The sequence below is a fragment of the Pseudovibrio sp. Alg231-02 genome (genome assembly GCF_900143565.1).
Taxonomy (GTDB): Bacteria; Pseudomonadota; Alphaproteobacteria; order Rhizobiales; family Stappiaceae; genus Pseudovibrio.
Map to the genome: position 1 here is coordinate 551,375 of NZ_FREX01000002.1, position 25,381 is coordinate 576,755.

Sequence of the window (25,381 nt, forward strand, 5' to 3'; positions counted from 1 at the left end):
TACTTTATCAAGCCGATACTCAGATGAGAGGATTTTAAGGCGCTTTTTCTTTATCCTGTGTTGCGAATGCAAAGCGCCCATCCGCCTTCCATTTTCGATATTCCGGTGGCAATACTTGTATATTGTCGTCTTTTATTTCGTAATGCTTCCACGGATGATGGGTTCTTCCAGCTAAGAAAAGATGACCATCATAAGTCATAAGAATATGAGTGGTTTTATCCTCCAAGAAATGCATTGCTTTCGGAGAATTGTCTAAAATCTCAAATTTATCAAAATCATTGCGATCAACAAAGAATGCATTTAGTTGAGTTGTTGCAACTAGTTCATAGCCCATATCTTTTGCTTCTTCGCAGATAGCGAGTAAGGAATTTCCTTGATTCACTGAAAGATCTCGCGCTTGCAGGAAATAAATGTCCAAAGATATGCAGGGATTAAACTCAATGCAGACAACACGCGGACGATATCGCTTTACATCTGCCCAGATGTGGACGTCACAGCCGTCAATATCGATTGACAAAAAATCAAAATTTCTTGGGATCTTCTCGCGAAGTTGGTCGAGATGAAAATCCAGATCAGTGTGTTTATCTAGGCCTATGTACTCAAATAGGGGGAGTACTTGTTCGTTTTCTTTGTATAATTCTTTGAGCAATTTATAACGTTGTTTTGTTGGCTCAAATAAGACGCCTCTCCAACCTTTATTCTTTAACAGGTTATATGTGTTGCTGTGATGTTTTCCATCGGCTGCACCCACGTCGCATAAAACTTTGTTTTCCACTCCAATAACATCAAAAATCTTATCGATGATGCCATCTTCGCCATATTTGGTGACGATATTTTTTTTGTATTTTTGCAACCAAGTTGAATGTGTGTTGCGTAAGTCTTCGGGAAGAAATTTAATGGTTGGCTCGGTCATAGTGCGCTCCGAAAAGAATAATAACTAGAGCTAGCACAGTGAGATGGGCACCTAAACCTCACAAATGGGATGGAGTAAGGGTTCGTGAGCGAAAACGAAAAAACGGACCTCCGTGTGAAGGCCCGTTTTATAAACTTTATGGTCAGCAGAGATTTATGCAGCTGGTGCGATCTCGATGCCTTTTTCTGACAGAAGTGCCTGGAGTTCCTGAGACTGGAACATCTCACGGATAATATCACAGCCACCAACGAACTCGCCTTTGACGTAGAGCTGTGGAATTGTTGGCCACTGGCTGTAGTCTTTGATGCCCTGACGGAGGCTATCGTCTTCCAGAACGTTATGACCGACGTATTTTACGCCAATGTAGTCCAAAATCTGCACAGACTGGCCGGAGAAGCCACACTGTGGGAAGTTTGGAGTGCCTTTCATGAAGAGCACTACATCGTTGTTTTCTACTTCGTGTTTGATCCAGCTTTGGATATCGCTCATGTCATCGAGTTCCTTTCGCTCGACCGGGGTCAAAGCCCGGTGACCGTGATTGTATATTGTTCGTAGTGCGGCACTCATATGGGAACTTGCAGGGATAATGCAAGAGAAAGGTCGCACTGCCTTAGTTTTGTTATTCCGGAGCAGAGGTCTGCAACGCCAATGCGTGCAAATCGTCGCCCATTTTACCCTTAAGAGCCTGATACACCAACTGGTGCTGCTGTACGCGGGATTTGCCGCGGAAACTCTCTGAGATAACGACAGCGGCATAATGGTCGCCGTCACCTGCCAGATCTCTGATTTCCACGTGTGCGTCTGGCAAAGCCTCTTTGATAAGGTTTTGTAGTTCGCCTGCGTCCATGGCCATGGGTATGCCTCCTTGCCCGACTGGGTTACTTCTGTTTGGCTGCTTCCCTCACCCAAATGAGGAGGGAAGCGAATCTTATTTAGAACTCAGTTTAGCAGTTCGGTGGACGAGTATCAGCTCGCCTGCATAAAATGCGGGAACCATCCCTCGAAAGCATTGTTCAGCTCTTCAACTGATGCACTGATTTTATCACCAAGAACGAGAGTATCACCTCCAGTCTTACCGATTTCTTCCGTGCTGATACCAGCGTCGATCGCATCTTCCAAGAAGGCAGCGAGCTTTTCCTCTGCCACAGTCACAACATAGCGACTTTGATCTTCGCCAAACAGAATGGCATGAGGATGTTCGCCGGTGATTTTTACCGTAGCACCGAGCTTGCCTTTGATGGCCATTTCCGCAAGAGCAACAGCCAGACCGCCAGACGAGATGTCATGAGCTGCTGTGATACGGCCCGCGGTGATAGCTTCACGTACGAACGTTCCGGTGAGCTTTTCAGCTTCCAAGTCCACTGAAGGAGGGGCACCTTCATCGCTGCCCAGAACTTCCTGCAGGTACTGAGATGAACCGAGGTGCTTGCCTTTGCCGCCCAGCACAATGATGGTTTCACCAGTGCTAACGAATGCACTGCCAACGCGCTTGGTCACGTCTTTGAGCAGGCCAACGCCGCCGATTGCAGGTGTTGGCAGAATGCCCTCGCCGTAGGTTTCGTTGTACAAAGACACGTTACCGGAGACGATCGGAGTTTCCAGCACTTCGCATGCTTCACCGATGCCTTTCAAGCAGCCAACGAACTGGCCCATGATCTCAGGCTTTTCGGGATTGCCGAAGTTCAGGTTGTCGGTGATCGCCAGCGGAAGGGACCCAACTGCGGACAGGTTGCGGTAGGTTTCTGCAACTGCCTGCTTGCCGCCTTCATATGGGTTTGCGTAGCAATAGCGCGGGTTGACGTCTACGGAGAATGCCAGACCCTTGTCTGTTCCGTCCACGCGGATGACGCCAGCATCACCGCCCGGAGTTGCTGCGGAGTTGCCCTGAATGAGGGTGTCGTATTGCTCATAGACCCAGCGACGGGAGGATCCGTTAGCGCCACCTATAAGCTTCAGCAGAGCTTCTTTGTAGTCTGCTGGCTCTTCAACATTGGCTGCTGCAATTTCTTCCGGCTCAGCCCATTGTGTCCAAGGACGATCATACTCAGGAGCTTCGTCGCCGAGTTCCTTGATTGGCAGATCGGCCATGATTTCGCCGTGCTGCTTCACAACAAAGCGCAGGGTATCTGTGGTTACACCGCAGATTGCGAAGTCCAGTCCCCACTTGGTGAAGATGGCTTCGGCTTCTTTTTCCTTGGATGGCTCTAGAACCATGAGCATACGCTCCTGGCTTTCAGAGAGCATCATCTCATAGGCACTCATGTTCTCTTCGCGGGCTGGGACTTTGTCGAGATCCAGATCGATGCCGAGGTTACCCTTTGCGCCCATTTCAACGGCTGAACAGGTGAGGCCAGCTGCGCCCATGTCCTGAATGGCGATGACTGCGCCGGTCTTCATCAGTTCAAGGCAGGCTTCCATCAGGCACTTTTCAGTGAATGGATCACCAACCTGAACAGTTGGACGTTTCTCTTCAATGGAATCATCAAACTCAGCGGATGCCATTGTGGCGCCGCCCACGCCGTCGCGGCCTGTTTTGGCACCAAGGTATACGACCGGTAGGCCAACCCCTTTTGCTTCGGACAGGAAGATCTTGTCGGAATCGGCAAGGCCCGCTGCAAATGCGTTGACCAGGCAGTTTCCGTTGTAGGATTTGTGGAACTCAACTTCGCCGCCCACTGTCGGGACACCGAAGGAGTTGCCGTATCCACCCACACCAGAAACAACGCCGGATACGAGGTGGCGGGTGCGCGGATGATCTGGCTCACCGAAGCGCAGAGCGTTCATGGCTGCGACCGGACGTGCCCCCATGGTGAACACGTCGCGCAGAATACCACCAACGCCAGTTGCTGCGCCCTGATATGGTTCGATGTAAGACGGATGGTTGTGGCTTTCCATCTTAAAGACGACTGCCTGCCCGTCATCGATGTCGACAACGCCTGCATTCTCGCCCGGTCCCTGAATAACACGAGGTCCGGTGGTTGGGAGTGTCTTCAACCATTTCTTGGAGGATTTGTAAGAGCAATGCTCGTTCCACATTGCGGAGAAAATTCCGAGCTCGGTGAAGGTTGGCTCTCTGCCAATCAGCTCCAGGATGCGAGCATATTCATCTTCCTTAAGACCGTGGGCCTCAATGAGTTCGGGGGTGATCTTGACGCTATTTTGGATCATCACACTCAGAAAATTTGGGCGCAGTGCGCCGGGGCCAAATGTCACGGGCTGCTTAACAGGATTCATAGGAAAATGGAAACTGTCGACACCGTTTTTTTGGTTTTTTTGCTGCCAAGGCATGGTTTTTTGCAGCTTAACGTCAAGTCGCTTTGTTGGAAAGTAAGTAGGCTGTAATTTCTTGAATTGACTGAAAAAATTTTCACCTCTGATTGGCGATTTGGGGGTTGTCAGAAGGTTATTTCGCCCTGAATTGTGGTGACGGACATGGACTTATTGGGAAGAGCCATTCTGCTCCATGTGCCGCTGCCTTTGGCTGTGTCCCATTTTTGATCACCACCAAGGATTGCCCAGTTGCCGGAGTAGGTTCCACTCTTAACTGTCGTGATTTCATAACTGAGAGCAAAGGGTGTCCCATTCTTATCTTTCAAACTGCAGACGCCACCGCCTTGGACCTGCATGTTTTTGACGACAGCACCTCCGAAGCAACTGCCTGATACAAAGTCAAAAGGGTCCTCTGGGTTATCGCTTAAGAAGATATAATCAGCGTTGATGCGCTTAAGATTGAGCTGATCCGTCACGATTGCGTTGTTGTAGAGGCCAAAGGTGGCCAACTGGCCTGTGTGGGAGAAGCTTGCGGCTCGAGCATTAACCTGTGCTGCATTGACGTTGAGCGTTGTCGCTGCAAACGTGGTGGCGAAAACGGTTCCGAGGACGGCAATTCTTTTCGCGAGGGGGGGCATCACAGATAGTCCTTTGCAGGTTTGCCTGACAACTGGGCCAAGCCTATGCGTTTTCGCGATGCAACCACACCTGCTGATCTCGTTTCAACGACGACCTTTTGAACTGGTTAGGTTTTTGTTTCGCGTTCTGCAACGAGCACGTGTAAAAACTTCACATTTCAGAAATCTTCGTTAACTTACTGTATTTACTACCTACTTTGAATTTAGAGGGATGGTTTTCACGATTTTAAAACCCTCATTTGCGATGCTTTCTCGTGCCTCCAAATAGGCGCCTTTTGCCAGTTTTTGACGCTGGTTTGTCTAACAAGAATTCGCCGATACTTATGTTTTGCGTAGTGTCAGGTGAGCGGAGATAAAGGGTGCCTGGAGGCATTTATCATATAAGTGGTCCGATCAAGGTGATCTTAGGCGCATGCGCCTTGATCGGCGCTTATGTGGTACAGGATTATTACATCACTTACACTGCTGATGCTTATGTTTCCGCTGATGTTGTGCGCGTTGCTCCAGAAATTTCCGGGTTTGTTACCGAAGTACCAGTTGCCCGAAACACGAAAATTGGGGCTGGAGAACTCCTCCTGCAAATTGATCCTGAACCCTTTGCATTAGCTGTTCAGGAAGCACGAGCAGAAGAAGCAAAGGCACTGGCCAGTCTCCGCCGGTCTGAGGCGGAAGTTCAGGTTGCCGAAGCTTCTGTGACTGCTGCCGTTGCCAAGGTTGCTAATCTGTCTGCGCAGCAGCAACGCTTTGAAGAATTGACCGATAATGGGTTTGTGACACAGCAGCGCCTCGATAACATTACGCTCTCGTTGGAAGAGGCTAACGCAGAAACGGATTCTGCACGTGATACCTTGAGAGCGGCCACGCATTCGGTTGAGGTGATGCGCTCCACTTATGAGGCGGCTCAATCAGCTACGGCTCTTGCGCAATACAATCTTCGTAAATCGTCTCTTTTATCGCCTGTCGATGGTGTGGTCAGCGAATACACGGTTAACCCGGGTAATTATGTGCTGGAAGGGATTCCTCAACTGGCTTTGATCACGAATACAAACTGGAGAATTATAGCCAATTTGGTGGAACGGCATGCATCGCGATTAAAGCCGGGACAAACAGTTTGGTTTCAGGTCTCCAGTGACCCCTATCGTGTTCACAAAGGTACAGTCCGTTCGATAGGGCGAGGTGTTTCGCGTGCGATAACTGATCCTCGTGTTCTACCGTTTATACCTCTGACGACAGCTTGGATCCGATTGTCCCAAAGGTTTCCTGTCGAAATTGATATGGGAGAGTTTCTAGAAGGTTATCAACCAATGCATGGCGGCGATGCCCGCATACTCCTCATTCACTAAGTCGCATATTGGAGTAGAGTTACGTGGAACAGCAAGTCTTTTTTGATTTCAAATATGGTTTCCGGACCAGCTTGATTGTGACACTTGCTGCTGTTGCTGCACTTATTGTTGATGCTGATGCTCCCTGGTTGGCTGGTTTATCAGCTCTGACAGTTGCGAATTCTGACTGGACCAATGTTTGGCGCAAGGGAGCCCAACGAGTTCTGGGAACGATCATTGGTGCAGTTGTAGGCTATATATTTGTGATTTTATTCGTAGAAGAACAACCTTTGCAGATGATTGCTGTGGCGGGTTTAGCGATATTGGCTATCTATAAGCGGTTGGCCAGTCCGAATTTTGGTTATGCGTGGTTGTTGGGAGCCGTGACAGCTTTGTTGGCGATCTATATATCTATCGCAGAACTTGGGCAGTTGTTTCCTTTACTTTTTGATCGGGCATTGAACCTGGCGCTCGGTGTGGCCGTTGCTGCTGCTGTCACTCATGTTTTCATTAAAAATGATGGATTTTCTCTTGGAATTGCACCATTCGGGAAACCCACCATTGAGAATCTAGATAAGGATTGGGTCGTTGCATTGTGCGTCAGCGGTGCAGTTGTGGCTGTTACCGCACCCATTATTTATGACCGCCACGACCTTACTGGAACGGTGCAAATTGCGATCACATCTATGGTTGTTCTTTGTGGGCCAGTCGAGTCAGTTAAGAAAGTTGCACTTAATCGAGCCGTTGGATGTTTTGTCGGCGGCGTAATGGGGCTTGCGCTTGCAGCCATAGCTTTTCAGGAATTTTTCTGGTGGCTTATCGCGATGTGGGCAGGCCTATGGATTCTGACCTCGGTCCATCATGGTAACAGTTATTGGGCATATGCTGGCACTCAGGCTGGTTATGCATTTGTTATTGCAGCATTAGCGTCATCAGGACCAATTAGTGACATCCAATTGGTGTTGGATCGACTTGTAGGAGTTGTTCTTGGGGCAATTATTGGTGGGGCTGCGCTATTTGTGGTGCGTGTCTGGCAGGGTGCAGACCTGAGCCATATTGATCACCTTGCAAAAGAAAAGACCAAGCAAGAACCAGATGGAGACCAATAAAAAGAGAGGCTGTGAAATCACAGCCTCTCCGTGCATCAAGAAAAGTGTTTGTGGTACAATTGATTAAAGAGCCCCGGTGTATTCACCGCGAGCGGGATAATCATTCTTGATGCAGAAGTCGAGAGCACCGAGCATTGGTTTAAAGTCAGGGCGTGCAAATGGCATAGTCTGCACATTCCCGAAGTAGAGAGTGCCGTCAGGCTTTACAAAGAACAGGCCTGGTTCAGCAAAGAGGCCTGGTTCTTCGATACCGATAGACGTTTTTCCGCGGCCTGCTGAAATGAACAGACCCCATTCACGTGCTTTTGTCAGAGTAACGCCATAACCAACGCGCAGTTTGTCTGCTTTAATCGCATTGGAAAATGTTTGGGCACGGTCCTCTGTATCGGTTGAGAGGGCGATGGTTTTCACACCACGTTCCTCAAACTCTGGTGTCAGGCGTTCCAGTTCTTTCAGGTAGGTCGCACAAATGGGACAGTGCAGACCACGGTAAAAAACGACCAGAGTGGCAAAGTCAGAAGCATCGGCTGACAGATCGAATGTACCACCACCAAGAAGGTTCACAGATAAGCTTGGGACTGGCTTGCGAGGGATAAGCATTATTATTCTCCTGAGCTAAATTTTCTTTTTGTAGCTTTGCTCAATTCGATTTTTTGAAAGGGCAATTAGCAGTGGTCGATTTCTATTTGATATGATATTGAACGTTTAATTGCTTTTTGTTCGAAATAACTGACTGAGAGTTCGGATATGGCCACTGCACTTGCTGAGGTGAAACCGAGAGAGCTGCGATACGATCGCCTTTCTTCGCTTATTGAACGCTTTAAAGTGGAGGCACATATTCTTAAAAACACTGAGGATGAGGTGCTTCAGGGCAACTTTTTTATTCTTCGGTGTATGCAAGGTTTCCGGAAGCTTGTGTTTCTTCCTGCCAGTCCCAATAACCCCACTGAAGTTAAGCGTATATGCCAGGATACTGTTGTTCTTGCCGGAGCTCGAGTTGAGTTTGGCGGGCCGGGATCTCAGCTGAGCACTGCTTTGCCAGATTACGTGGAGATCTATCTCAAGGATGCACCAGAGCTGGAGAGCCTTGCTGCATTGGTGGTGGAAGAAGTGCTTTCGCCTCGGTGCGGAAGTGCTGCTGTGATCAATCGCTTGTGTGAAGTGGTGGTGATCCGGTTGCTGCGTCATGCGGTGCGGTCTGGTGTTGCCTGCAGCGGTCTGATTGCCGGATTGGCTCATCCTAATCTAGCGCAAGCGCTTGTTGCCATTCATGAAGCCCCTTCCAAGCAGTGGCGTCTGGAAAGTCTTGCAGAAGTTGCTGGTATGTCGCGCACACAGTTTGCTGTGCACTTCAAGGAAGTCATGGGGGAGACGCCGGGGTCGTATTTGAGCAACTGGCGGCTGGCTTTGGCTAAATTGGATCTGGAAGCTGGGCGCCCTTTGAAAAGCGTTGCTGCACGGGTTGGATTTGCTTCACCAACGGCATTGTCGCGGGCCTATCAACGGCGTTACAATGAGCTTCCTCGTAATGTTGCATTGAAAACAGGTGTGGCTGCTTAAAACAGATGCGTTCTGCGTGTTTGTCCTAATGTCACATCTCTGCTTTATATGCTGCTCCGCTTTCGTTTCAGAATACAATTGAGCTGTGCATGAGTTTTACAGAACGCCCGACCAACCTTCCTGAAGTGCATGCCAAAGGTCATGCGCTGGAGGTTTTTGTTACCTTTCTAAAGCTGGGTTTGACGTCGTTTGGTGGACCGATTGCTCATCTGGGTTATTTTCGCGAAGAGATCGTGAAGCGCCGGAAGTGGCTTTCCGAAGAAGCCTATGGTGATTTGGTTGCGTTGTGTCAGTTCCTACCGGGACCGGCCAGCAGTCAGGTTGGGTTTGGGCTTGGACTTATGCGGGCAGGGCCGCTGGGAGCTTTGGCTGCCTTCTTCGCCTTTACTGCTCCTTCAGCCTTGCTGCTCTTCGGATTTGCCTATTGGGCGAGCGCTTTTGAAGGGCCTGTTGGCATGGGGCTGATCCATGGCCTCAAGCTGGTGGCGGTTGCTGTTGTTGCTCAGGCTGTCTGGGGGATGGCACGAAACTTTTGTGCGGATCAGCTCAGAGCCGGACTTGCTGTTCTGGCCGTGGTTCTTGTTGTTGCCTTCGGTGGTGCCGGTGGGCAAATTGCAGCGATTGTGGCTGGTGGTCTGGGAGGTTTTTTGTTTTGCCGCTCGGAGCCCAAAGCCGTGGTGCATGAGGTTCTATTTGCTCCTAGACGTCGGGTTGGGCTGCTTTCTGTCATTTTATTTGCTGTGCTGCTTTTTGGTCTGCCCGTTCTGAGTGATGTTATTGTTGATCCGTTGCTGGGTGTGTTTGCCAGCTTCTACCATTCCGGTTCGCTTGTGTTTGGTGGAGGGCATGTGGTGTTGCCACTGCTGGAAGCCGAGGTGGTTGGCAAAGGGCTGGTGAGTGAGAGCTCTTTCCTTGCCGGGTACGGCGCGACGCAAGCCGTGCCGGGGCCTTTGTTTACATTTGCTGGATATCTGGGCGCTGAAATGCAGACGGGCTATGCAGCGTGGATTGGAGCAAGCATAGCGTTGCTGGGCATCTTCCTGCCAGGAGCGTTGCTTTTGATTGCCGGTCTGCCTTACTGGGCTGTTCTGCGTCAGACACCTTCTGCACGTGGCATCATGGCTGGTGCAAATGCGGCTGTTGTTGGTGTTCTTGGTGCGGCCTTATATGCGCCTGTCTGGACTAGTGCGATCTTAGAGGCGAAAGACTTTGCAGCTGCGCTTTGCGGATTTGTTCTGCTGGTTTCTTTCAAATCGCCGCCATGGGTGGTTGTGGTGCTGCTTGGCCTGACCGGGATTGGCTTTGCGTTCATTTAAGGACTTCAGACAATAAAAACCCGGAGTGCTGAGCATTCCGGGTTCTAAAACTTGTTTGCTTTACTGATTAAGCAGCGAGGTTTTGCATTACGCTTTCAAACAGAGCACGGCCTTCGAGGCCACCATGAAGATCTTCGATAAGATTTTCCGGGTGAGGCATCATGCCGAGAACGTTGCCTTTGGCACTGGTGATGCCTGCAATGTCGTTGAGAGAACCATTTGGATTGGTACCGTCAGCATAGCGGAATGCGACGCGGCCTTCGCCTTCAAGTTCTTTCAGGGTTTCAGCATCAGTAAAGTAGTTGCCGTCATGGTGTGCCACCGGACAGCGCCAAACTTTGCCTTTTTCCATGTGCGATGTGAAGGCGCTGTTGGTGCTGGTGGTTTCCAGCATAACTTCCTTACACACGAAGTGGAGGGATGCATTGCGCATCAGCGCACCTGGCAACAGGCCTGCCTCAGTCAGCATCTGGAAACCGTTACATACGCCGAGAACGTGACGTCCCTGATCTGCTGCAGTTTTGAGAGCTGGCATGATGTGGGAGCGTGCTGCAATCGCACCTGAGCGCAGGTAATCGCCGTAAGAGAAGCCGCCTGGCAGGACATAAAGGTCTGCTTCTGGCAGTTCAGTTTCAGTATGCCATACTGTGGCAACAGACTGGCCGGAGATCTGCTCCAGCGCTTTGATCATATCGCGATCCCGGTTGGAACCGGGGAATAGGATCACTGCGGATTTCATGAATGTTTCCTCTTGGATGGAGGGCCGCTTGTTACAGACGAGATTTTACAGAAGTAAAAACACCGCAAGAACAGAGAGGGCAGCGGGCAAGCCAATAAAGATGATTGCTTTGATAACCATGAACCGGATGATCCGGCCTGTATCGTCTTGCACGTTTATGCCCTCGCAGATTCTGCTATCGGTTACAACTTACTTTTGAGCGAATTCTTGTCATGTGATTGAGTTCAATCACATGGAACGCGCTCTAGAGAAGCTCGATCGAGTAATTTTCGATGACGGTGTTTGCCAGTAGCTGTTCGCACATGGCTTCAATGTCAGCTTTTGCCTGAGCATCGGTGCGATCTGCCAATTCAAGGTCAAACACTTTACCCTGGCGGATGCCTTCAACGCCTTCAAAACCAAGAGAACCAAGGGAGCCTTCGATTGCTTTGCCCTGGGGATCGAGAACACCGTTCTTAAGAGTGACGGTCACACGTGCCTTCATGGTTCTAACTGGTCCTTCCTTACCAAAATGAGAGATTCAAGCGGTTTGCATTGCGCCTGCCGCGAAAATCCGTTCTTTGCGCGCGTTCATAACGCGGGAATCTATACTGGGGAAGTGAAAATGAGCGCAGGTAGTGAGATAGTTCAATACCCGTGCGGTAGTTTGCTTGCCCCAAAAATGCAAAACGGGCCGCAGGGGCCCGTTCATTGATTACTTGACTAGCACTGGTCCAGAATGTCCCGGGCGGTCGTTGTCGATCAGGATACCAAGCCTGCGGGCTACTTCCTGATAGGCTTCAACCATACCGCCCATGTTCTGGCGGAACCGGTCCTTATCCATCTTGTCGTTTGTGGAAGTGTCCCACAGGCGACAGCTGTCTGGAGAGATCTCGTCCGCGAGGACGATACGCATCATGTCGCCTTCGATCTGACGTCCAAGTTCGATCTTGAAGTCAACGAGGCGAATACCGACGCTCATGAACAGACCGGACAGGAAGTCGTTGATGCGGATGGCGAGTGCCATGATGTCATCAAGCTCCTGAGGAGCGGCCCAACCAAAAGCGGTGATGTGTTCTTCAGAAACCAGCGGATCTCCAAGTTCGTCGTTCTTGTAGTAGAACTCGATAATGGAGCGTGGAAGCTGAGTGCCTTCTTCCAATCCCAGGCGTTTGCACAGAGAACCTGCAGCAACGTTGCGGATAACGACTTCGATCGGAATGATTTCGACCTGACGGATCAGCTGCTCGCGCATGTTCAACCGGCGAATAAAATGGGTTGGAATGCCCATGTTATTCAGATTGTTGAAAATGTACTCAGAAATCCGGTTGTTCAGGACACCCTTTCCATCAACGACTTCATGCTTTTCGTTGTTGAAGGCTGTAGCATCATCTTTGAAGTGCTGAATCAGCGTTCCCGGCTCAGGACCCTCATAGAGAATCTTGGCCTTGCCTTCGTAAATTCGCCGACGGCGGTTCATAGGCACTTACCATTGCGTTTGTAGAACAAGTCGTACGGGTGACGTCGAGGCTTAAACCACTTGCCTTGCAAAACATTCGAGCAAAAATGCTGCGAATGACCCTCCAGCACTGGTTTTCGCATCTTTCGTCATTGCGAAAATCGCGATCCCGCTATGCGGCGCGGAACTTAACCGACTTTTTGATAAAGCACAAATGGGTAATTCGAATGGCGTCAACGCTCTCTGAAATGCTGCTGACTACAACTAATGGCTTTTGACCTGCAAATAGAAGTTGCGTACAATGATTTACGTAAGTTATAGCGTGGCTTGTAAGAGGGGAGGGACCTTTTTACATTGTCTGAGCTAGGAGGGAATAGATGAGCACGTTTGACAAACGAGCTGATGCGTTTGAAGGCAGTTTCGCAATGGGTTCTGAGCTTGCTTTCAAGGCTACTGCACGGCGCGATAAGCTGCTGGGCCAGTGGGCTGCTGAGAAGCTTGGTTTGGCCGGAGACATCGCAGAAGATTACGCCAAAAAGATCGTCCAAACGGATCTTAAAGAACCAGGCGACGAAGACATTTTTGCTCGTATTTCCAAAGATTTTGCAGATGCAAGTGTTGAGCAGTCTGAACATCAGATTCGCCGCACTATGGAAGAGCTGATGGCTGTTGCGAAAAAGGAAGTTGCTGAGGAAGCATAAGCTGCACTCCTTAAGCAGGCTCACCAAGAGAGCCCTTAAACTAGAGAATTTGCCGTCTTCCCTTGATTATTTTCAGGGAGACGGCTTTTTTGTTTGAATGATAGTTTTGTTTTAGAGCTGGTGCTGCGTGGTTGATGGTGCCTGTGCTTGATCAGATGAGGCATTGAATGACTGAGAATAAGTGTCTGGCAGAAAAGTTGAGAGCAGGGCAAACCATTGTGAGCGCGTGGGCAAGCCTGCCTTCTCCAATATTTTCTGATCTGTTTTTAAGAGGCGGCTACAAAGCAATCACGCTGGATTTGCAACATGGTTTGCTGACCACCGCTGAAGCGCGTGATTCTATCAAAGAGATCATTAATGGTGGCGGGCATGCTGTTGCACGAATCTGTGTCGATGACTTTAAAAATGCCAGCTGGTTGTTGGATGTGGGCGCTGAAGTGATAATCGCGCCGATGATCAACTCAGTGGACGATGCAAAGAAGCTGGTGGAGTTCTGCAAGTACCCGCCGTTGGGTGCACGTAGCTATGGTGCTGTTGGCGCAACCATGGCAACTGGTGTTTCCATGGATGATTACTTCGCTTCGGCTGATGAAAAGACGCTCGCAATTGCCATGATTGAGACGCCAGAGGCCTATGAAGCGCTTGAAGACATTTTGGCTGTTGATGGTTTGGATGGCATTTTTGTCGGGCCTGCTGACCTGTCATTGACTGTTTCTGGCGGGAAACGCGTGGAACCTGTTTCTGACGCTTCTCTGGAGATGCAGAAAGACATTGCGGAGAAAACCCGTACGGCTGGGAAGATTGCAGGGATCTATTGTGTTTCCAAAGGGCATCTTCAGCACTCAAAGGCTGCTGGTTATCAGTTTATGACGTTTGGGACGGATTTGACTTTGTTTATCAATGCAGCTGCGGAAGCTGCAAGTTCACTTGATTAAGCCACCACATCTACAAAAAAGGCCGCCACAGGGGCGGCCTTTTGCATTTCAGGATCAGATTTTAGGCCTGAGTAGCTGCGCGGATTGCTGCGATGTTTTTGCGGTAGCTCTCTACTGTGCCGCCCTTGAAGACTGCTGAGCCTGCGACCAGTGTGTCAGCGCCAGCCTTGGTGACTAATGGAGCGGTTTCAGGAGTGACACCGCCATCAATCTGGATGCGGATCGGGCGATCACCGATCATGCTTTTGATGCGGGCGACCTTCTCGATTTGAGAGTGGATAAATTTCTGCCCACCGAAGCCAGGGTTCACGGTCATGACCAGGATCAGGTCAACGCTGTCCAAAACGTACTCAAGGCAGCTTTCGTGTGTGCCAGGGTTTAGAGAAACGCCTGCCTTTTTACCCAGATTGCGGATTGCCTGCAAAGAGCGGTGCAGGTGAGTGGTCGCTTCTGCGTGAACTGTGATGTAGTCCGAGCCAGCTTTTGCGAAGGCTTCAAGGTACGGATCACATGGCTCGATCATCAAGTGAGCGTCGAAGACTTTATCGGTGTGAGGGCGGAGTTTTGCAATGACGTCCGGGCCAAAGGTGATGTTTGGAACGAAGTGGCCATCCATGACATCCAGATGGATCCAGTCGGCTCCAGCTTCAACAACATCACGAACTTCTTGCCCCAGCTTAGAAAAGTCGGATGCAAGGACGGAAGGGGCGATAACGAGCGGCTGTGCCATAACAGGGATTCTCCTAGATGTGCCCAATTTGCTGTGCGGCTAACATGGACACACATGAGAAGCAAGTGGTGCGAACAGCGCAGCTTCCCATGCGGCGCTTAGGGGATTGTTGCTTCTGCTTCACGGATGTGTATCGCAGCGGGCTTAAGGATCCATGGAAGCAGGTAGATCGGGAACTGGGCAAAGGCAAAGAACAGCCATGCGAGCTCTGGAATTGTACCTCCCAATGCAGCAACCATCAGGCCCAGATTGCGGCTTCCGGTGCCGTAGGCGGCGATGAAGGCAGTTTGCCGTCCTGCAGGGTAAAAGATCAGGAAGGTTACGAGTAATTGAAGTGCTGCAATTGCAAAGACCCCTACAAACAAGGCGGTCGCTTTGAGAGGTGCGGTTATTGCAAACCCAGTCACACCATCCATCGCTGCGACGGCAAAGATAAACAGCACAATACAGTTTAGGCCGTTGATGTGGTCTGTTGCCTCGTTGATCCGTTTTGCGCCAAGTAAATAATAAAGCAGTCGTCCCAATCCCGCGGAGCCTATCAGGAACATGGCCAGATTGGTTGCCAGAGACAAAGGGGAGACCTGAAGGGTTTCTGGTAGCAAAAGGTAGGCGAACAAAGCCGTGCTGAGAGGCGCGATGATCAATGACAGGGTTGAAATGGTGAGCGCAAGGGCTCCGTTGAGACCAAACATCCAGATAAAGATTGGCGTGGACATAACGGGCGGTGCGGCAGACACCATGAACAAGGCTGTCAGTACTCCCAAGTCGATCTGATCCAACCCGATGATCAGGCAGGTCACTGTTGCGAGTAGAGGGAGAATGAGCATTTGCCAGAGCATCGCCGCAAATGCCGGCAATGGACGTCTGAGCTGATTGGCAATGGCTGCGTTGTCTACGCGAATGAAGCTCAATGTCAGCAGAATAAAGATTGCGGGTGTTAAGAGAATGCGCAGCGCTTCAGCAATGCCAGGCAGCAAAAGGCCTAGAAAGACAGAGATCGCGACTGCATTGGTGCCATTTCGCCCCAAAAAACGCAGGAGTGTATTGATCGGCTTCAGGCCGCTTAAAACGAATTTGGGGGAGAGCAATGTTTAGTCCACGCGAAAACTTAAGTGCAAGAGATCGCGCGACTAAACCATATCAGTCGAGTTTGAGCAAACATTTCAGTGTTTCAGCGACTAAGCGTAAACTAACTGCGATTAGGCTGGTCTGGAAACGTTAGCTGGCAAACTCTTTAAGAGGTAACGCAACTGTTTCCTTAATTGTCGAAACTACAATGCGTGACTGAACATCTGAGACAAGAGCGTTGTCCAGAAGTTTCAAACGAAGGAAATCGTCATAAGACTTTATATCTGTGGCAACTACTTTGATGAGATAGTCCACTGCGCCGGTGATGCGTTCGCATGTAACAACTTCGGGCCATACTCCAATTAGCCTGTCGAATGTTTCCATGTTCTCGCGGCTGGGTACAGTGAGCTTAACAAAGGCATATGCGAGAAAGCCAAGACCGACGGCTTCGCGATCAACCAGCGCAGCTGTCTGTTTGATGACACCAGACTCCTTGAGTTTCTTAATTCGCCTCCAACATGGAGTTTGGCTCATACCGGCTTCTTTGGCGATATCTGCGATGGATTGGGATGCATCTTTTTGCAGAATCCGCAGAACTCGGATGTCGGATGGGTCCAATAAGGAATTTTCGCTCATGTGCCCTCTTAGGAATAATTTTTCGACTGAGTACGTATTTGTCGGTAGGATAGCACAGAAAGCACGCAAAAAAAGGATCACTATGGGCTAGGACGAAAGAATTGGTTTTGGCGGGGGGGACCGTCCACAGCCATGATGGGAGAGGAGCTCATTGAATGAACGTAAGTGTGCCACCGATCAGCTTACACGACAAATACACAGCTGAAACAGGCAATGTTTACCTAAATGGTATTCAGGCACTGGTACGACTGGCGTTGGATCGCGGTCGATTAGATCGTGCTAAGGGATTGAAAACAGGCGGTTTTATCTCAGGATACCGTGGGTCTCCAATCGCTGGTTACGACACGGAGCTTCAAAGATCACGTCAATATCTCGATCCGCTGGATATTCAGTTTCAGCCGGGAGTGAATGAAGAACTGGGCGCCACAGCAGTGTGGGGATCGCAAAAAGTCAGACAGCACGGCAAGGGCTCAGCCTTTGATGGCGTCTACGGTATCTGGTACGGGAAGGCGCCAGGTGTTGATAGAGCAGGTGATGTGCTGCATCAGGCAAGTGCTTCTGGAACCGACCCAAATGGCGGAGTTGTGGCACTTGCGGGCGATGACCATCTGGCAAAATCTTCCATTTTGCCCGCTCAAAGCGAGTTTTTTTTCCAGCATGCAGAAATTCCGGTTCTCAACCCGGCTGATATTCAGGAAGTTCTGGATTTCGGCTTACATGGGTTTGAGATGTCCCGTTACACCGGTCTGTGGAGCGCATTGATTTGCCTTGCAGATACGATGGATGCATCTGGTGTTGTTTCTGTTGATCCAAGGCGTATGTCATTCTCACGCCCTGCTGCGTTTGATCCGCGCAAGAATGCTGAGCTGAATCGTGTGCTCTTGCTCGGTAATCGGTTGGAGACAGAGCGTCTATTGCGTGACATCCGCATGCCGGCGGTTCTGGCGTATGCAAAGGCGAATCGTCTCGACCATGTTGCCTATGGTGCGCAAAAGCCGCGTATCGGTATGATTGCGACAGGCAAAGCATTCCGTGATTTGTGTCAGGCTCTTCGTCTGATGGGAATCACAGATCAACGGGCCAAGGAGATCGGGCTGGCGGTGTATAAGGTTGGTATGCCTTATCCGCTTGAGCCAACAGCATTTTCAAGCTTTGCGCGTGGTGTTGAAAAGATTCTGGTTGTGGAGCACAAGCGTGCGTTTATCGAGCCACAAATCAAAGAAATTGCCTATAACTGGCCGAGTGATCAGCAGCCGAAGATTCTGGGTAAGAAAGATGCGCAGGGAGAGCCTCTGCTCTCTGATGTTCTGGAGCTTTCCATTGATGAGATGATCCGTGTGATCATGAATTTCCTGCCTCAGGAATACGTCAATGACGAGATGCGTTTTGTTGCTGATTCCATGATGCGTCAGCAGATGTGGGCTCAGGGAAATGGTGAACTTGCAGCGCGTTCCCCTTACTTCTGCTCTGGTTGTCCGCACAATACGTCGACCGTGGTGCCTGAAGGGTCTCGCTCGATGCCGGGTATTGGCTGTCATGCCATGACCGAGATTAATGGCCGGACCACTGATGGTCAGATTGCCATGGGTGGTGAAGGTTCTTTATGGGTAGGTCAGGCGAACTTTGCGCGTGATGAGCATGTGTTTGCCAATATGGGAGATGGAACTTATTTCCACTCCGGTATTCTGTCGATCCGCCAAGCTGTTGCTGCTCGTGTGCCGATCACCTTCAAGATCCTTTACAATGACGCTGTTGCGATGACGGGTGGTCAGGAGATTGATGGATCTTTGACTGTGCCACAGCTCCTCAACCAGCTTCATGCTGAGGGGGTTGAGAAGGTTGTTCTGCTCAGCGAGACCCCGGAGGACTACTCTGGCCGTCAGGATCTTGCCGTTACCGAGCCGGTTCATCACCGTGATGATCTGATGAGCGTTCAGAACGAGCTCAAAGAGTTCAAAGGTGTTTCTGCAATCGTGTTTGATCAGACATGTGCTGCTGAAAAACGCCGTCGCCGGAAGAGAGGTTTGTATCCTGATCCGGATCTGCGTTTGTTCATCAATGACCGTGTCTGTGAAGGGTGCGGTGATTGTTCTGTGCAGTCCAACTGCCTTTCTGTTGAGCCTGTTGAGACGGTGTTTGGTGAAAAGCGTCGGATCAACCAGTCTTCCTGTAACAAGGACTTCTCTTGCGTAAAGGGGTTCTGCCCATCCTTTGTTTATGTGAAGGGTTCGAAACTGCGTCAGGCGAAACCTGCTGATTTTGCTCTTGATGAGTTTGTAAAACAGCTGCCAGACGTTCAGTTGCCCTCTCTTAAGAACACTCGCAACCTGCTGGTGGCTGGTATTGGCGGTATGGGCGTTACGACCATTTCTGCGATTATCGCGATGGCGGCTCATATTGACGGGATCAAAGCATCGACGCTCGACATGACTGGCCTTGCTCAGAAGGGTGGACCTGTGACTTCTCACGTGCGCTTTGCTGCGGCGAGTGACACAATTGAAGGACCACGTGTGCCGCCTGCACAGCTGGATGTGCTGATTGCAAGTGATATGCTGGTTGCAAGTAAGGCTGAGCAGCTTTCTCTCTATCATAAGAGCAGAACGCATGGCTTTGTGAATACAAACGTCACGCCGACTTCTGAGTTTGTGATGAAGCAGCAGCTTTCCTTTGATGAACATAAGATGAAGCGGACGCTGGAGCAGGGGACGCTTGATCTGAGAGCTCATGATCTGGCGAACATTGCTGAGAAGCTGTTGGGTGATGCGATTTACACCAACATGATGCTCATCGGATTGTCTTATCAGGCTGGTACTCTGCCGATCTCAGCACAAGCCATTGAGAATGCGATCTCATTGAATGGCGCAGCGGTTGAGAAGAACATCAATGCATTCCATGCTGGGCGTGTTCTTTACTCCAATCCTGATGCTATTTTTGCAGCTCTTCCACGTCAGGAAGCTGTGAAGGTGATGACGCTGGATGAGAAGATCGCTTTCTTCGCAAAAGAGCTTACCACTTACCAGAATAAGTCCTACGCCAATAAGTATCTCGACAAGATCTCCGAGATCAGAGCGCGGGATGAAGAGTTTGGTCCGGGCTCTCTTGAGGTGACGCACACTGCGGTTGAGATGCTTTACAAGGTGATGGCTTATAAAGACGAGTACGAAGTTGCGCGCCTTTATAGTGAGCCAGAGTTCCGCAAGAATCTTGAGGCTCAGTTTGCAGACCCAGGTGAGTTGCAGTTGATGCTGGCTCCTCCATTCCTGCCCGGCAAGCCGGATCCAAAGACGGGTCGTCCGCAAAAACGGGCGTTTGGTCCCTGGATCTTTAAGGCTTTTGAGATGCTTGTGTCTCTTCGCGGTTTGCGTGGCACTGCTCTCGATCCGTTTGGATATGCGCGGGAGCGTAAAGAGGAGCGGGCTTTGGTGAAGCAGTACCGGGATGATCTTTCATTGGTTGGCGGAAAACTCGGTACAGCGAACTATGGATTGCTTCGTGAGTTTCTCAACTTGCCTGATTCTATTCGTGGGTATGGTCCGATCAAGGACGAGAACCTGAAGCTTGCACAGCTTAGGCGTGAGGAGCTGCTTGGCAGACTTGAGGAAGACCCGACAACGGTCACCTTTAAAGAAGCTGCTGAATAAGCCTTCGTTATTGGCGGAAAACAAAGGATGCCGGCCCTGATTAGGGTCGGCATTTTGTGTTTCAAATCACAGTTACGTGATTTCATTCTTGATATGCGTTCTCCTACGGGCAGCTATCTCAATTTTCTCAAAATTCGAACTTGTCTTTTTTTAGGTCTTCCTCTAAAACCGACCGGACGGTACAAAAACCGACTGGACGGTACAGAAACCGACCAGACGGTACAGGCTCCGGTTAGAGGAGAGGGATACCAGCGTGGAAACAACAGCTGAACATATTCTGGATGCAGTCGAGCGTCTGGTTTGCATTGAAGGAACTCGTAAGCTGACCATTGATGCCGTGGCGGCTGAGGCCGGCATGTCCAAAGGCGGGGTGCTTTACAATTTCCGAAGCAAGCATGAGCTGTTGCTGGGTGTGATCCGCAGAGTTGTTTCTGAGGTTCGTGAACGGACTTACACGCTGAGCGACAAGTTGACAGAGCAGGGAGTGGCCTGTCCCATTTTGCGGGCCAGCTTCCAGATCTACAAAGAGTACAGAGAGAAGACCGCTCCGAAAGCATTGTTTGCTCTTGCTGCTCAAGAACCTGAGTTGATTGCTGAATTTCAGGAGATGAGTGCTGAATTTGGAAGAGCAATCAACTGTGAGGTTAGTGACCCGGTTACGGGGCATATGTGTTTGCTCATAATAGACGGGCTTTATTATCGCCAAGCGCTGGGTATTGAACAAAACAGCACTGGTGAAATTGATGAACTTATTGATCGCGTGTTGGAAATCACCTCCCAGAATAACCGGTACGCCGAACTGAACGCTGAAGCTGGAAACTAAGGTAAAATGCAGAAAATAAGCGGAAAAAGTAGAATAGGACGCTTGAGTGCTCCTGTTTTTGTTGGGGCACTTGCTCTGCTGCTTGCAAGTTGTCAGGAGCAGGAAGTTGTTGAAGCGCCGAAAACGGTTGCTCCTCGTCCTGCTCGTGTCATGGTCGTTTCTGAGATTGATGATCTCTTTACGCGTAACTTCACAGGTCGTGTCGATGCGGTTCAGACCGTCGATCTGGCGTTTCGTGTGTCTGGTCAGCTTGTTGAAATGCCAATCATTGAAGGGCAGCGTATTGCAAAAGGCGATTTGATTGCGGCGCTTGACCCAACTGACTACGAAAACACTGTTCGTGAAGCTCAGGTCAACTTTGAACAAAAGAAGAAAGACCTGAAGCGCTTTGAAACGCTGAAAGACAAGCAGGTTATCTCTGAAGGTCAGTACGACAATGCAAAGACTGCATTTGATCTTGCTGAAGTAACCCTTGATAAAGCTAAGCAAAACCTTGGTTATACAAAGATCGTTGCGCCTTACGATGCAATCGTGACCTCTCGTTCGCTTGATAATTATGCGATCATCAGTGCTGGTACCAGCATTGCCCGGTTGCAGGATGTGAGTGAAGTTCGCATCGATATCAACGTGCCTGAAACGCTGTTTGCTCAGGCGACTGAATCTTCTGTTTTAAAGATGACTGCTGAGTTCCCTTCCCATCCGGGTAAGGTATTCCCATTGGAATATCGTGAGCACAGCACGGAAGCAGACAAGGTTGCTCAGACCTATCGTGTGACCTTGGCTATGAATAACGATGATGGTTACAACATCATTCCTGGCATGACTGCGAGCGTAAAAGTTAAGCTCAATGGTCTTGATAAGTCTCAGACCACCGCCTTCTTCGTGCCGACATCTGCAGTTGGCTCTTCTCCTGACAAGAGCTCATATGTGTGGGTTGTTGATGAAAGCGAAAAGCGTGTTGGTCGTCGTAAAGTTTTGCTTGGAACTGTGCTTGGCAGCTTCATTCCGGTGCTTTCCGGCTTGAAAGACGGCGAGATGATCGTAACGGCTGGTGTGAGCCACCTGAGCGAAAATCAGCTGATCGTGCCTAAGCTGTAAGAGTAGCGTCTAGGAGTTATTGATATGGATATTGCACGCTACTCGATCGAGAAGCCGGTCAATGTCTGGATGGTTGTTCTGATTGCTTTGCTTGGGGGCATTTGGGCTCTGGGCGGCATTGGACGACTGGAAGATCCGGCATTTACCATTAAAGAAGCGCAGGTGATCACCTCCTATCCGGGTGCCAGCGCTGCGGAAGTTGAGGAAGAAGTTACTGAACGGCTGGAAAGTGCCATTCAGCAAATGCCTCAGCTGAAAGAGGTTCGTAGTACCTCTGAACCGGGTCTCTCCCGTATTCAGGTGGAAATGAAAGACACCTATGATGGCACTGAGCTGCCTCAGGTGTGGGATGAGCTGCGTCGTAAAGTGATCGACGAAGTGCCAAACCTGCCAAATGGTGTCCGCACTCCGGTTGTTTATGACAGCTTCGGTGATGTGTTCGGCATGTACTATGCTCTGACGGCTGATGGATACTCCAACCGGGATATCCGTAAGACCGTGAAAGAGTTGCGTCGTGAGCTGCTGACTGTCGACAATGTTGCTAAGGTTTCTATTCTTGGTGAGCCTGAGGACGAGATCATCATTGCGATGGATCAGGACCGTCTGGCACAGCTGGGAATTACCATTGCGGACGTACAGAATGTGCTGAATGCAGAAAACGCTATTCAGGCGAACGGTACGACTGTTTCCGGTGATCTGCGCATTCGTATCTCGACAGTTTCTGCCTTTGACAGCTATCGTAGCATTCAGGATCTCGTGATCGGTAATCCGGGTTCTACAGCGATGGTTCGTTTGTCTGATGTGGCAACGCTTTCTGTGCAAGAGCCTGAAAATCCGAAGGTTCTGGTTCGTCATAATGGCCAGCGCGCGGTTACCCTTGGTGTTGCTGCTGTTGAAGACACAAACGTTGTGGCCGTTGGGCAAGACGTTGAAGCGCATCTGAATGACCTGCGTGCGAACCTGCCTATTGGCATGGAAGTCATCCCTATCTACGAACAGCACAAAGTGGTTGATCAGGCCGTTGGTTCCTTTGTTTGGAACCTTGTGATGTCTGTTTCCATCGTGATTGTGGTGCTCGGCATCTTCATGGGCTGGCGTGCTGCTGTGGTGGTTGGCTCGGTTCTGTTGCTGACCGTTCTTTCTACGATCTTGCTGATGAAGCTGGGCAGTATTGAGCTTGAGCGTATTTCGCTTGGTGCGCTTGTTATCGCCATGGGTATGTTGGTGGACAATGCGATTGTTGTTGCCGAAGGGATGATGATCAACATGCAACGCGGTATGCGGCCGATCAAAGCTGCGTCGACCGTTGTTGAGCAGACCAAATGGCCGCTTTTGGGTGCAACCGTTATCGGCATTATGGCGTTCTCTGGTATTGGTCTTTCCAGTGACAGTACTGGTGAGTTCATGTTCTCGCTGTTCGCTGTGGTTGGCATCTCCCTCTTGATGTCCTGGTTGTTTGCGATCCTTGTTACGCCGTTGTTTGGTAAGTACTTCTTCAAGATGGCTGCCATCTCCGGTGATGAGCATGATCCTTACCGCGGCTTCATGTACACCATGTTCCGTAAGATCCTGGTGCTGACGCTGAAACTGCGTTGGTTGTCTTTGGCAGCTCTGATCGGTGTGACTGTGGTTTGCTTCTGGTCTTTCCAGTTTGTTGCAAACTCTTTCTTCCCGAACTCTTCAACTCCGCTGTTCTACGTGAACTACTGGTTGCCGCATGGTACCGACATTCACGCGACTGCTCGTGATATGGAGAAGCTGGAAAACGAGATCCTGTCTTTGCCAGGTGTCGTTTCGACCAACTCCTTCATTGGGCAGGGTGCGACCCGCTTTATGCTGACTTACTCAGCTCAAGACGGTAGCTCCAACTATGGTCAGGTGATTGTTCGGACTGAAAACACTGATATCATTAATGATCTTGCACTGAAGATCCGTGCCTTCGGTGTTGCTGAGTTGCCTCAGGGACAGGTGTATACCGAGCGTCTGGTGTTCGGTCCGCCATCTGGTGCTGATGTTCAGGCTCGTATCACTGGTCCAGATGCTGATGTTTTGCGTGCTATCTCTGAAGAGATGATCCAAATCTTCAAGGATCCTCAGTATCGCTTGAGTGATGTTCGTACCGATTGGCGTGAACGTGAGCTGGTGATGCATCCGAAGTTTGATGAGCAGCGGGCTCGTATTGCTGGCATCACGAGACAGGACCTTTCTACTGCGGTTCAGTTTACCTCTGATGGTATCCGTGCAGGCGACTATCGTGATCTGGATGAAGACATTCCGATCATCGTGAAACGTAAGCGTGCTGAAGGTGAGACTGCATCAGAAGCCCTTATAAACACACTGGTTTGGAGCTCTCAGCAGCGCAAGTATGTGCCGATTGATCAGGTGACTTCCGGCATCTCTACTGAAGCTGAGGATACTTTGATCCGTCGTCGGGATCGTGTGAAGACGTTGAGTGTGCTTGGGGCGAGTGCTCCGGATGAGTTGGCGTCGGTTGCTCATGCTCGAATTCGGGGTGCGATTGAGAGTGTTCCGCTTCCTGATGGGTATTCCATGGAGTGGGGTGGTGAGTACGAGAACTCTCAGGATGCGAATGCGTCGCTGGGTAGTAAGGTGCCTGTTACCTTCCTCGTGATGATTGTTATCTCCATCCTGTTGTTCTCTAAGGTGCGGGAACCACTCATCATCTGGCTGATCGTACCGATGTCTATCAACGGTGTTGTGATTGGTTTGCTTGGGACAGGTATGCCGCTCGACTTCATGGCTATCCTTGGTGTGTTGTCGCTGTCAGGTATGTTGATCAAGAATGCGATCGTGCTTCTGGAAGAGATCGACTTGCAGCTGGAGCTTGGTGGGGACCGGTTTGAAGCTGTTGTTAATGCCAGTGTTTCTCGTCTGCGTCCGGTGTCTATGGCAGCGATCACGACGATCCTTGGTATGGCTCCGCTGATTGTTGATCCGATGTTCGCGAGTATGTCTGTGACCATTATGGGTGGTCTGACGTTTGCGACGCTGCTGACATTACTGGCTGTTCCGCTGCTGTTCATCATCTTCTACCGCATCCATCCAGGTGAGGGTGCAGGGAAAGGTAAGGCAGAGAAGTCTTTGAAAGAGCTGGAAGAAAAACCTTCCATTGATCAGAAGGCTGAGCCGGAACCGGCTTAAGAAAAAGGCCTTCCCGGTTACCTAAAACCGGGAAGGCCCATGAGATAAGCAAGGGGCGGCGTATATTTACCGCACACTCCGTCCTTTGCTCCCCCGCGTCGCCTCTGCCCCCAACACCAGAGGCGGCGCATCTTTTTTGCCTTCTCGGCACTCCCCACAACAACTTGATCAGGCACTTTGCGCGAATTTGCGTTGTTTTGCGCAATTTAGCGTTTTTGTGCGTTGGTTCGCGTTGCTATGTGGATCTTTACCTTAACGGAAATAGCGGAATACGGAATTCAA

23 protein-coding genes are annotated in these 25,381 nt (G+C 50.2%); 10 read left to right on the top strand and 13 right to left on the bottom strand.

The features are described from left to right. Nucleotides 1–34: 34 nt before the first annotated feature. From DHN43_RS08035 to DHN43_RS08055, 5 genes are all read right to left on the bottom strand, one after another. A complete protein-coding gene (locus DHN43_RS08035; protein WP_108818266.1) occupies nt 35–913 on the bottom strand; it encodes a hypothetical protein in 879 nt (292 codons plus the stop codon). Nucleotides 914–1,066: 153 nt separating this feature from the next. Next, entirely contained in the window at nt 1,067–1,402 is a 336-nt protein-coding gene (gene grxD / locus DHN43_RS08040) for a Grx4 family monothiol glutaredoxin (RefSeq protein WP_063289577.1), read from the bottom strand. A 130-nt stretch (nt 1,403–1,532) separates the two neighbouring features. After that, nucleotides 1,533–1,766, bottom strand: a complete 234-nt coding sequence (locus tag DHN43_RS08045; RefSeq protein ID WP_057462580.1) for a BolA family protein — start codon at nt 1,764–1,766, stop codon at nt 1,533–1,535. 113 nt (nt 1,767–1,879) lie between these two features. Next, on the bottom strand, nt 1,880–4,084 hold the full coding sequence (gene purL / locus DHN43_RS08050; protein ID WP_108818445.1) for a phosphoribosylformylglycinamidine synthase subunit PurL: 2,205 nt from the start codon (nt 4,082–4,084) through the stop codon (nt 1,880–1,882). A gap of 224 nt (nt 4,085–4,308) precedes the next feature. Then, a complete protein-coding gene (locus DHN43_RS08055; RefSeq protein ID WP_063289576.1) occupies nt 4,309–4,821 on the bottom strand; it encodes a hypothetical protein in 513 nt (170 codons plus the stop codon). 359 nt (nt 4,822–5,180) lie between these two features. Between DHN43_RS08055 and DHN43_RS08060 the strand changes: the two genes are divergently transcribed. Both DHN43_RS08060 and DHN43_RS08065 read left to right on the top strand, forming a co-directional pair. Then, nucleotides 5,181–6,164 carry an HlyD family secretion protein gene (locus tag DHN43_RS08060; protein ID WP_199914786.1) on the top strand — a complete coding sequence of 328 codons (984 nt, stop codon included), beginning with the start codon at nt 5,181–5,183 and terminating at the stop codon, nt 6,162–6,164. A 23-nt stretch (nt 6,165–6,187) separates the two neighbouring features. Further along, nucleotides 6,188–7,252 (top strand): FUSC family protein, encoded by a 1,065-nt coding sequence (locus DHN43_RS08065; protein WP_063303485.1) that lies wholly within the window; start codon nt 6,188–6,190, stop codon nt 7,250–7,252. 63 nt (nt 7,253–7,315) lie between these two features. Here DHN43_RS08065 and DHN43_RS08070 read toward each other — a convergent pair whose 3' ends face one another. Further along, nucleotides 7,316–7,852: a peroxiredoxin-like family protein gene (locus DHN43_RS08070; RefSeq protein ID WP_063289574.1), complete on the bottom strand. Its 537-nt coding sequence runs from the start codon at nt 7,850–7,852 to the stop codon at nt 7,316–7,318. Between the two features lie 147 nt (nt 7,853–7,999). On the opposite strand from DHN43_RS08070, the gene DHN43_RS08075 reads away from it, so the two are divergent. Together DHN43_RS08075 and chrA are read left to right on the top strand one after the other, a co-directional pair. Then, on the top strand, nt 8,000–8,812 hold the full coding sequence (locus DHN43_RS08075) for an AraC family transcriptional regulator (RefSeq protein WP_108818267.1): 813 nt from the start codon (nt 8,000–8,002) through the stop codon (nt 8,810–8,812). 89 nt (nt 8,813–8,901) lie between these two features. After that, nucleotides 8,902–10,128 (top strand): chromate efflux transporter, encoded by a 1,227-nt coding sequence (chrA, locus tag DHN43_RS08080; RefSeq protein ID WP_063292759.1) that lies wholly within the window; start codon nt 8,902–8,904, stop codon nt 10,126–10,128. A 67-nt stretch (nt 10,129–10,195) separates the two neighbouring features. On the opposite strand, the gene purQ is transcribed toward chrA, so the two are convergent. From purQ to purC, 4 genes are all read right to left on the bottom strand, one after another. Continuing rightward, nucleotides 10,196–10,867, bottom strand: a complete 672-nt coding sequence (gene purQ, locus DHN43_RS08085) for a phosphoribosylformylglycinamidine synthase subunit PurQ (protein ID WP_108818268.1) — start codon at nt 10,865–10,867, stop codon at nt 10,196–10,198. A 45-nt stretch (nt 10,868–10,912) separates the two neighbouring features. Next, on the bottom strand, nt 10,913–11,020 hold the full coding sequence (locus tag DHN43_RS27390) for a phosphoribosylformylglycinamidine synthase-associated small membrane protein (protein ID WP_193757775.1): 108 nt from the start codon (nt 11,018–11,020) through the stop codon (nt 10,913–10,915). 91 nt (nt 11,021–11,111) lie between these two features. Beyond that, the gene (gene purS, locus DHN43_RS08090) at nt 11,112–11,351 is read right to left on the bottom strand and encodes a phosphoribosylformylglycinamidine synthase subunit PurS (RefSeq protein WP_057462573.1); all 240 of its coding nucleotides are present in this window, start codon (nt 11,349–11,351) and stop codon (nt 11,112–11,114) included. 210 nt (nt 11,352–11,561) lie between these two features. After that, on the bottom strand, nt 11,562–12,326 hold the full coding sequence (gene purC / locus DHN43_RS08095; protein ID WP_008548091.1) for a phosphoribosylaminoimidazolesuccinocarboxamide synthase: 765 nt from the start codon (nt 12,324–12,326) through the stop codon (nt 11,562–11,564). A 356-nt stretch (nt 12,327–12,682) separates the two neighbouring features. Here purC and DHN43_RS08100 point away from each other — a divergent pair, with 356 nt between their 5' ends. Beyond that, nucleotides 12,683–13,006, top strand: coding sequence for a DUF1476 domain-containing protein (locus DHN43_RS08100; protein WP_063292757.1), 324 nt, complete (start codon nt 12,683–12,685; stop codon nt 13,004–13,006). A gap of 167 nt (nt 13,007–13,173) precedes the next feature. Continuing rightward, a complete protein-coding gene (locus tag DHN43_RS08105) occupies nt 13,174–13,941 on the top strand; it encodes an HpcH/HpaI aldolase family protein (RefSeq protein ID WP_108818269.1) in 768 nt (255 codons plus the stop codon). A 61-nt stretch (nt 13,942–14,002) separates the two neighbouring features. Here DHN43_RS08105 and rpe read toward each other — a convergent pair whose 3' ends face one another. From rpe to DHN43_RS08120, 3 genes are all read right to left on the bottom strand, one after another. Beyond that, a complete protein-coding gene (gene rpe / locus DHN43_RS08110; RefSeq protein ID WP_108818270.1) occupies nt 14,003–14,671 on the bottom strand; it encodes a ribulose-phosphate 3-epimerase in 669 nt (222 codons plus the stop codon). A 98-nt stretch (nt 14,672–14,769) separates the two neighbouring features. Further along, nucleotides 14,770–15,759 (bottom strand): symporter, encoded by a 990-nt coding sequence (locus tag DHN43_RS08115; protein ID WP_108818271.1) that lies wholly within the window; start codon nt 15,757–15,759, stop codon nt 14,770–14,772. A gap of 130 nt (nt 15,760–15,889) precedes the next feature. Beyond that, nucleotides 15,890–16,375 (bottom strand): Lrp/AsnC family transcriptional regulator, encoded by a 486-nt coding sequence (locus DHN43_RS08120; RefSeq protein ID WP_063289568.1) that lies wholly within the window; start codon nt 16,373–16,375, stop codon nt 15,890–15,892. 155 nt (nt 16,376–16,530) lie between these two features. Between DHN43_RS08120 and DHN43_RS08125 the strand changes: the two genes are divergently transcribed. The 4 genes from DHN43_RS08125 to DHN43_RS08140 all read left to right on the top strand — a co-directional run bounded on the left by DHN43_RS08125 (nt 16,531) and on the right by DHN43_RS08140 (nt 25,099). After that, complete coding sequence (locus tag DHN43_RS08125) at nt 16,531–20,016, top strand: indolepyruvate ferredoxin oxidoreductase family protein (protein WP_108818272.1); 3,486 nt, start codon at nt 16,531–16,533, stop codon at nt 20,014–20,016. A gap of 253 nt (nt 20,017–20,269) precedes the next feature. Then, nucleotides 20,270–20,839, top strand: a complete 570-nt coding sequence (locus DHN43_RS08130) for a TetR/AcrR family transcriptional regulator (RefSeq protein WP_057462566.1) — start codon at nt 20,270–20,272, stop codon at nt 20,837–20,839. A 42-nt stretch (nt 20,840–20,881) separates the two neighbouring features. Next, nucleotides 20,882–21,937, top strand: a complete 1,056-nt coding sequence (locus DHN43_RS08135) for an efflux RND transporter periplasmic adaptor subunit (protein ID WP_208995041.1) — start codon at nt 20,882–20,884, stop codon at nt 21,935–21,937. Between the two features lie 24 nt (nt 21,938–21,961). Then, nucleotides 21,962–25,099 (top strand): efflux RND transporter permease subunit, encoded by a 3,138-nt coding sequence (locus DHN43_RS08140; protein WP_108818274.1) that lies wholly within the window; start codon nt 21,962–21,964, stop codon nt 25,097–25,099. The last annotated feature ends 282 nt before the right edge of the window (nt 25,100–25,381 follow it).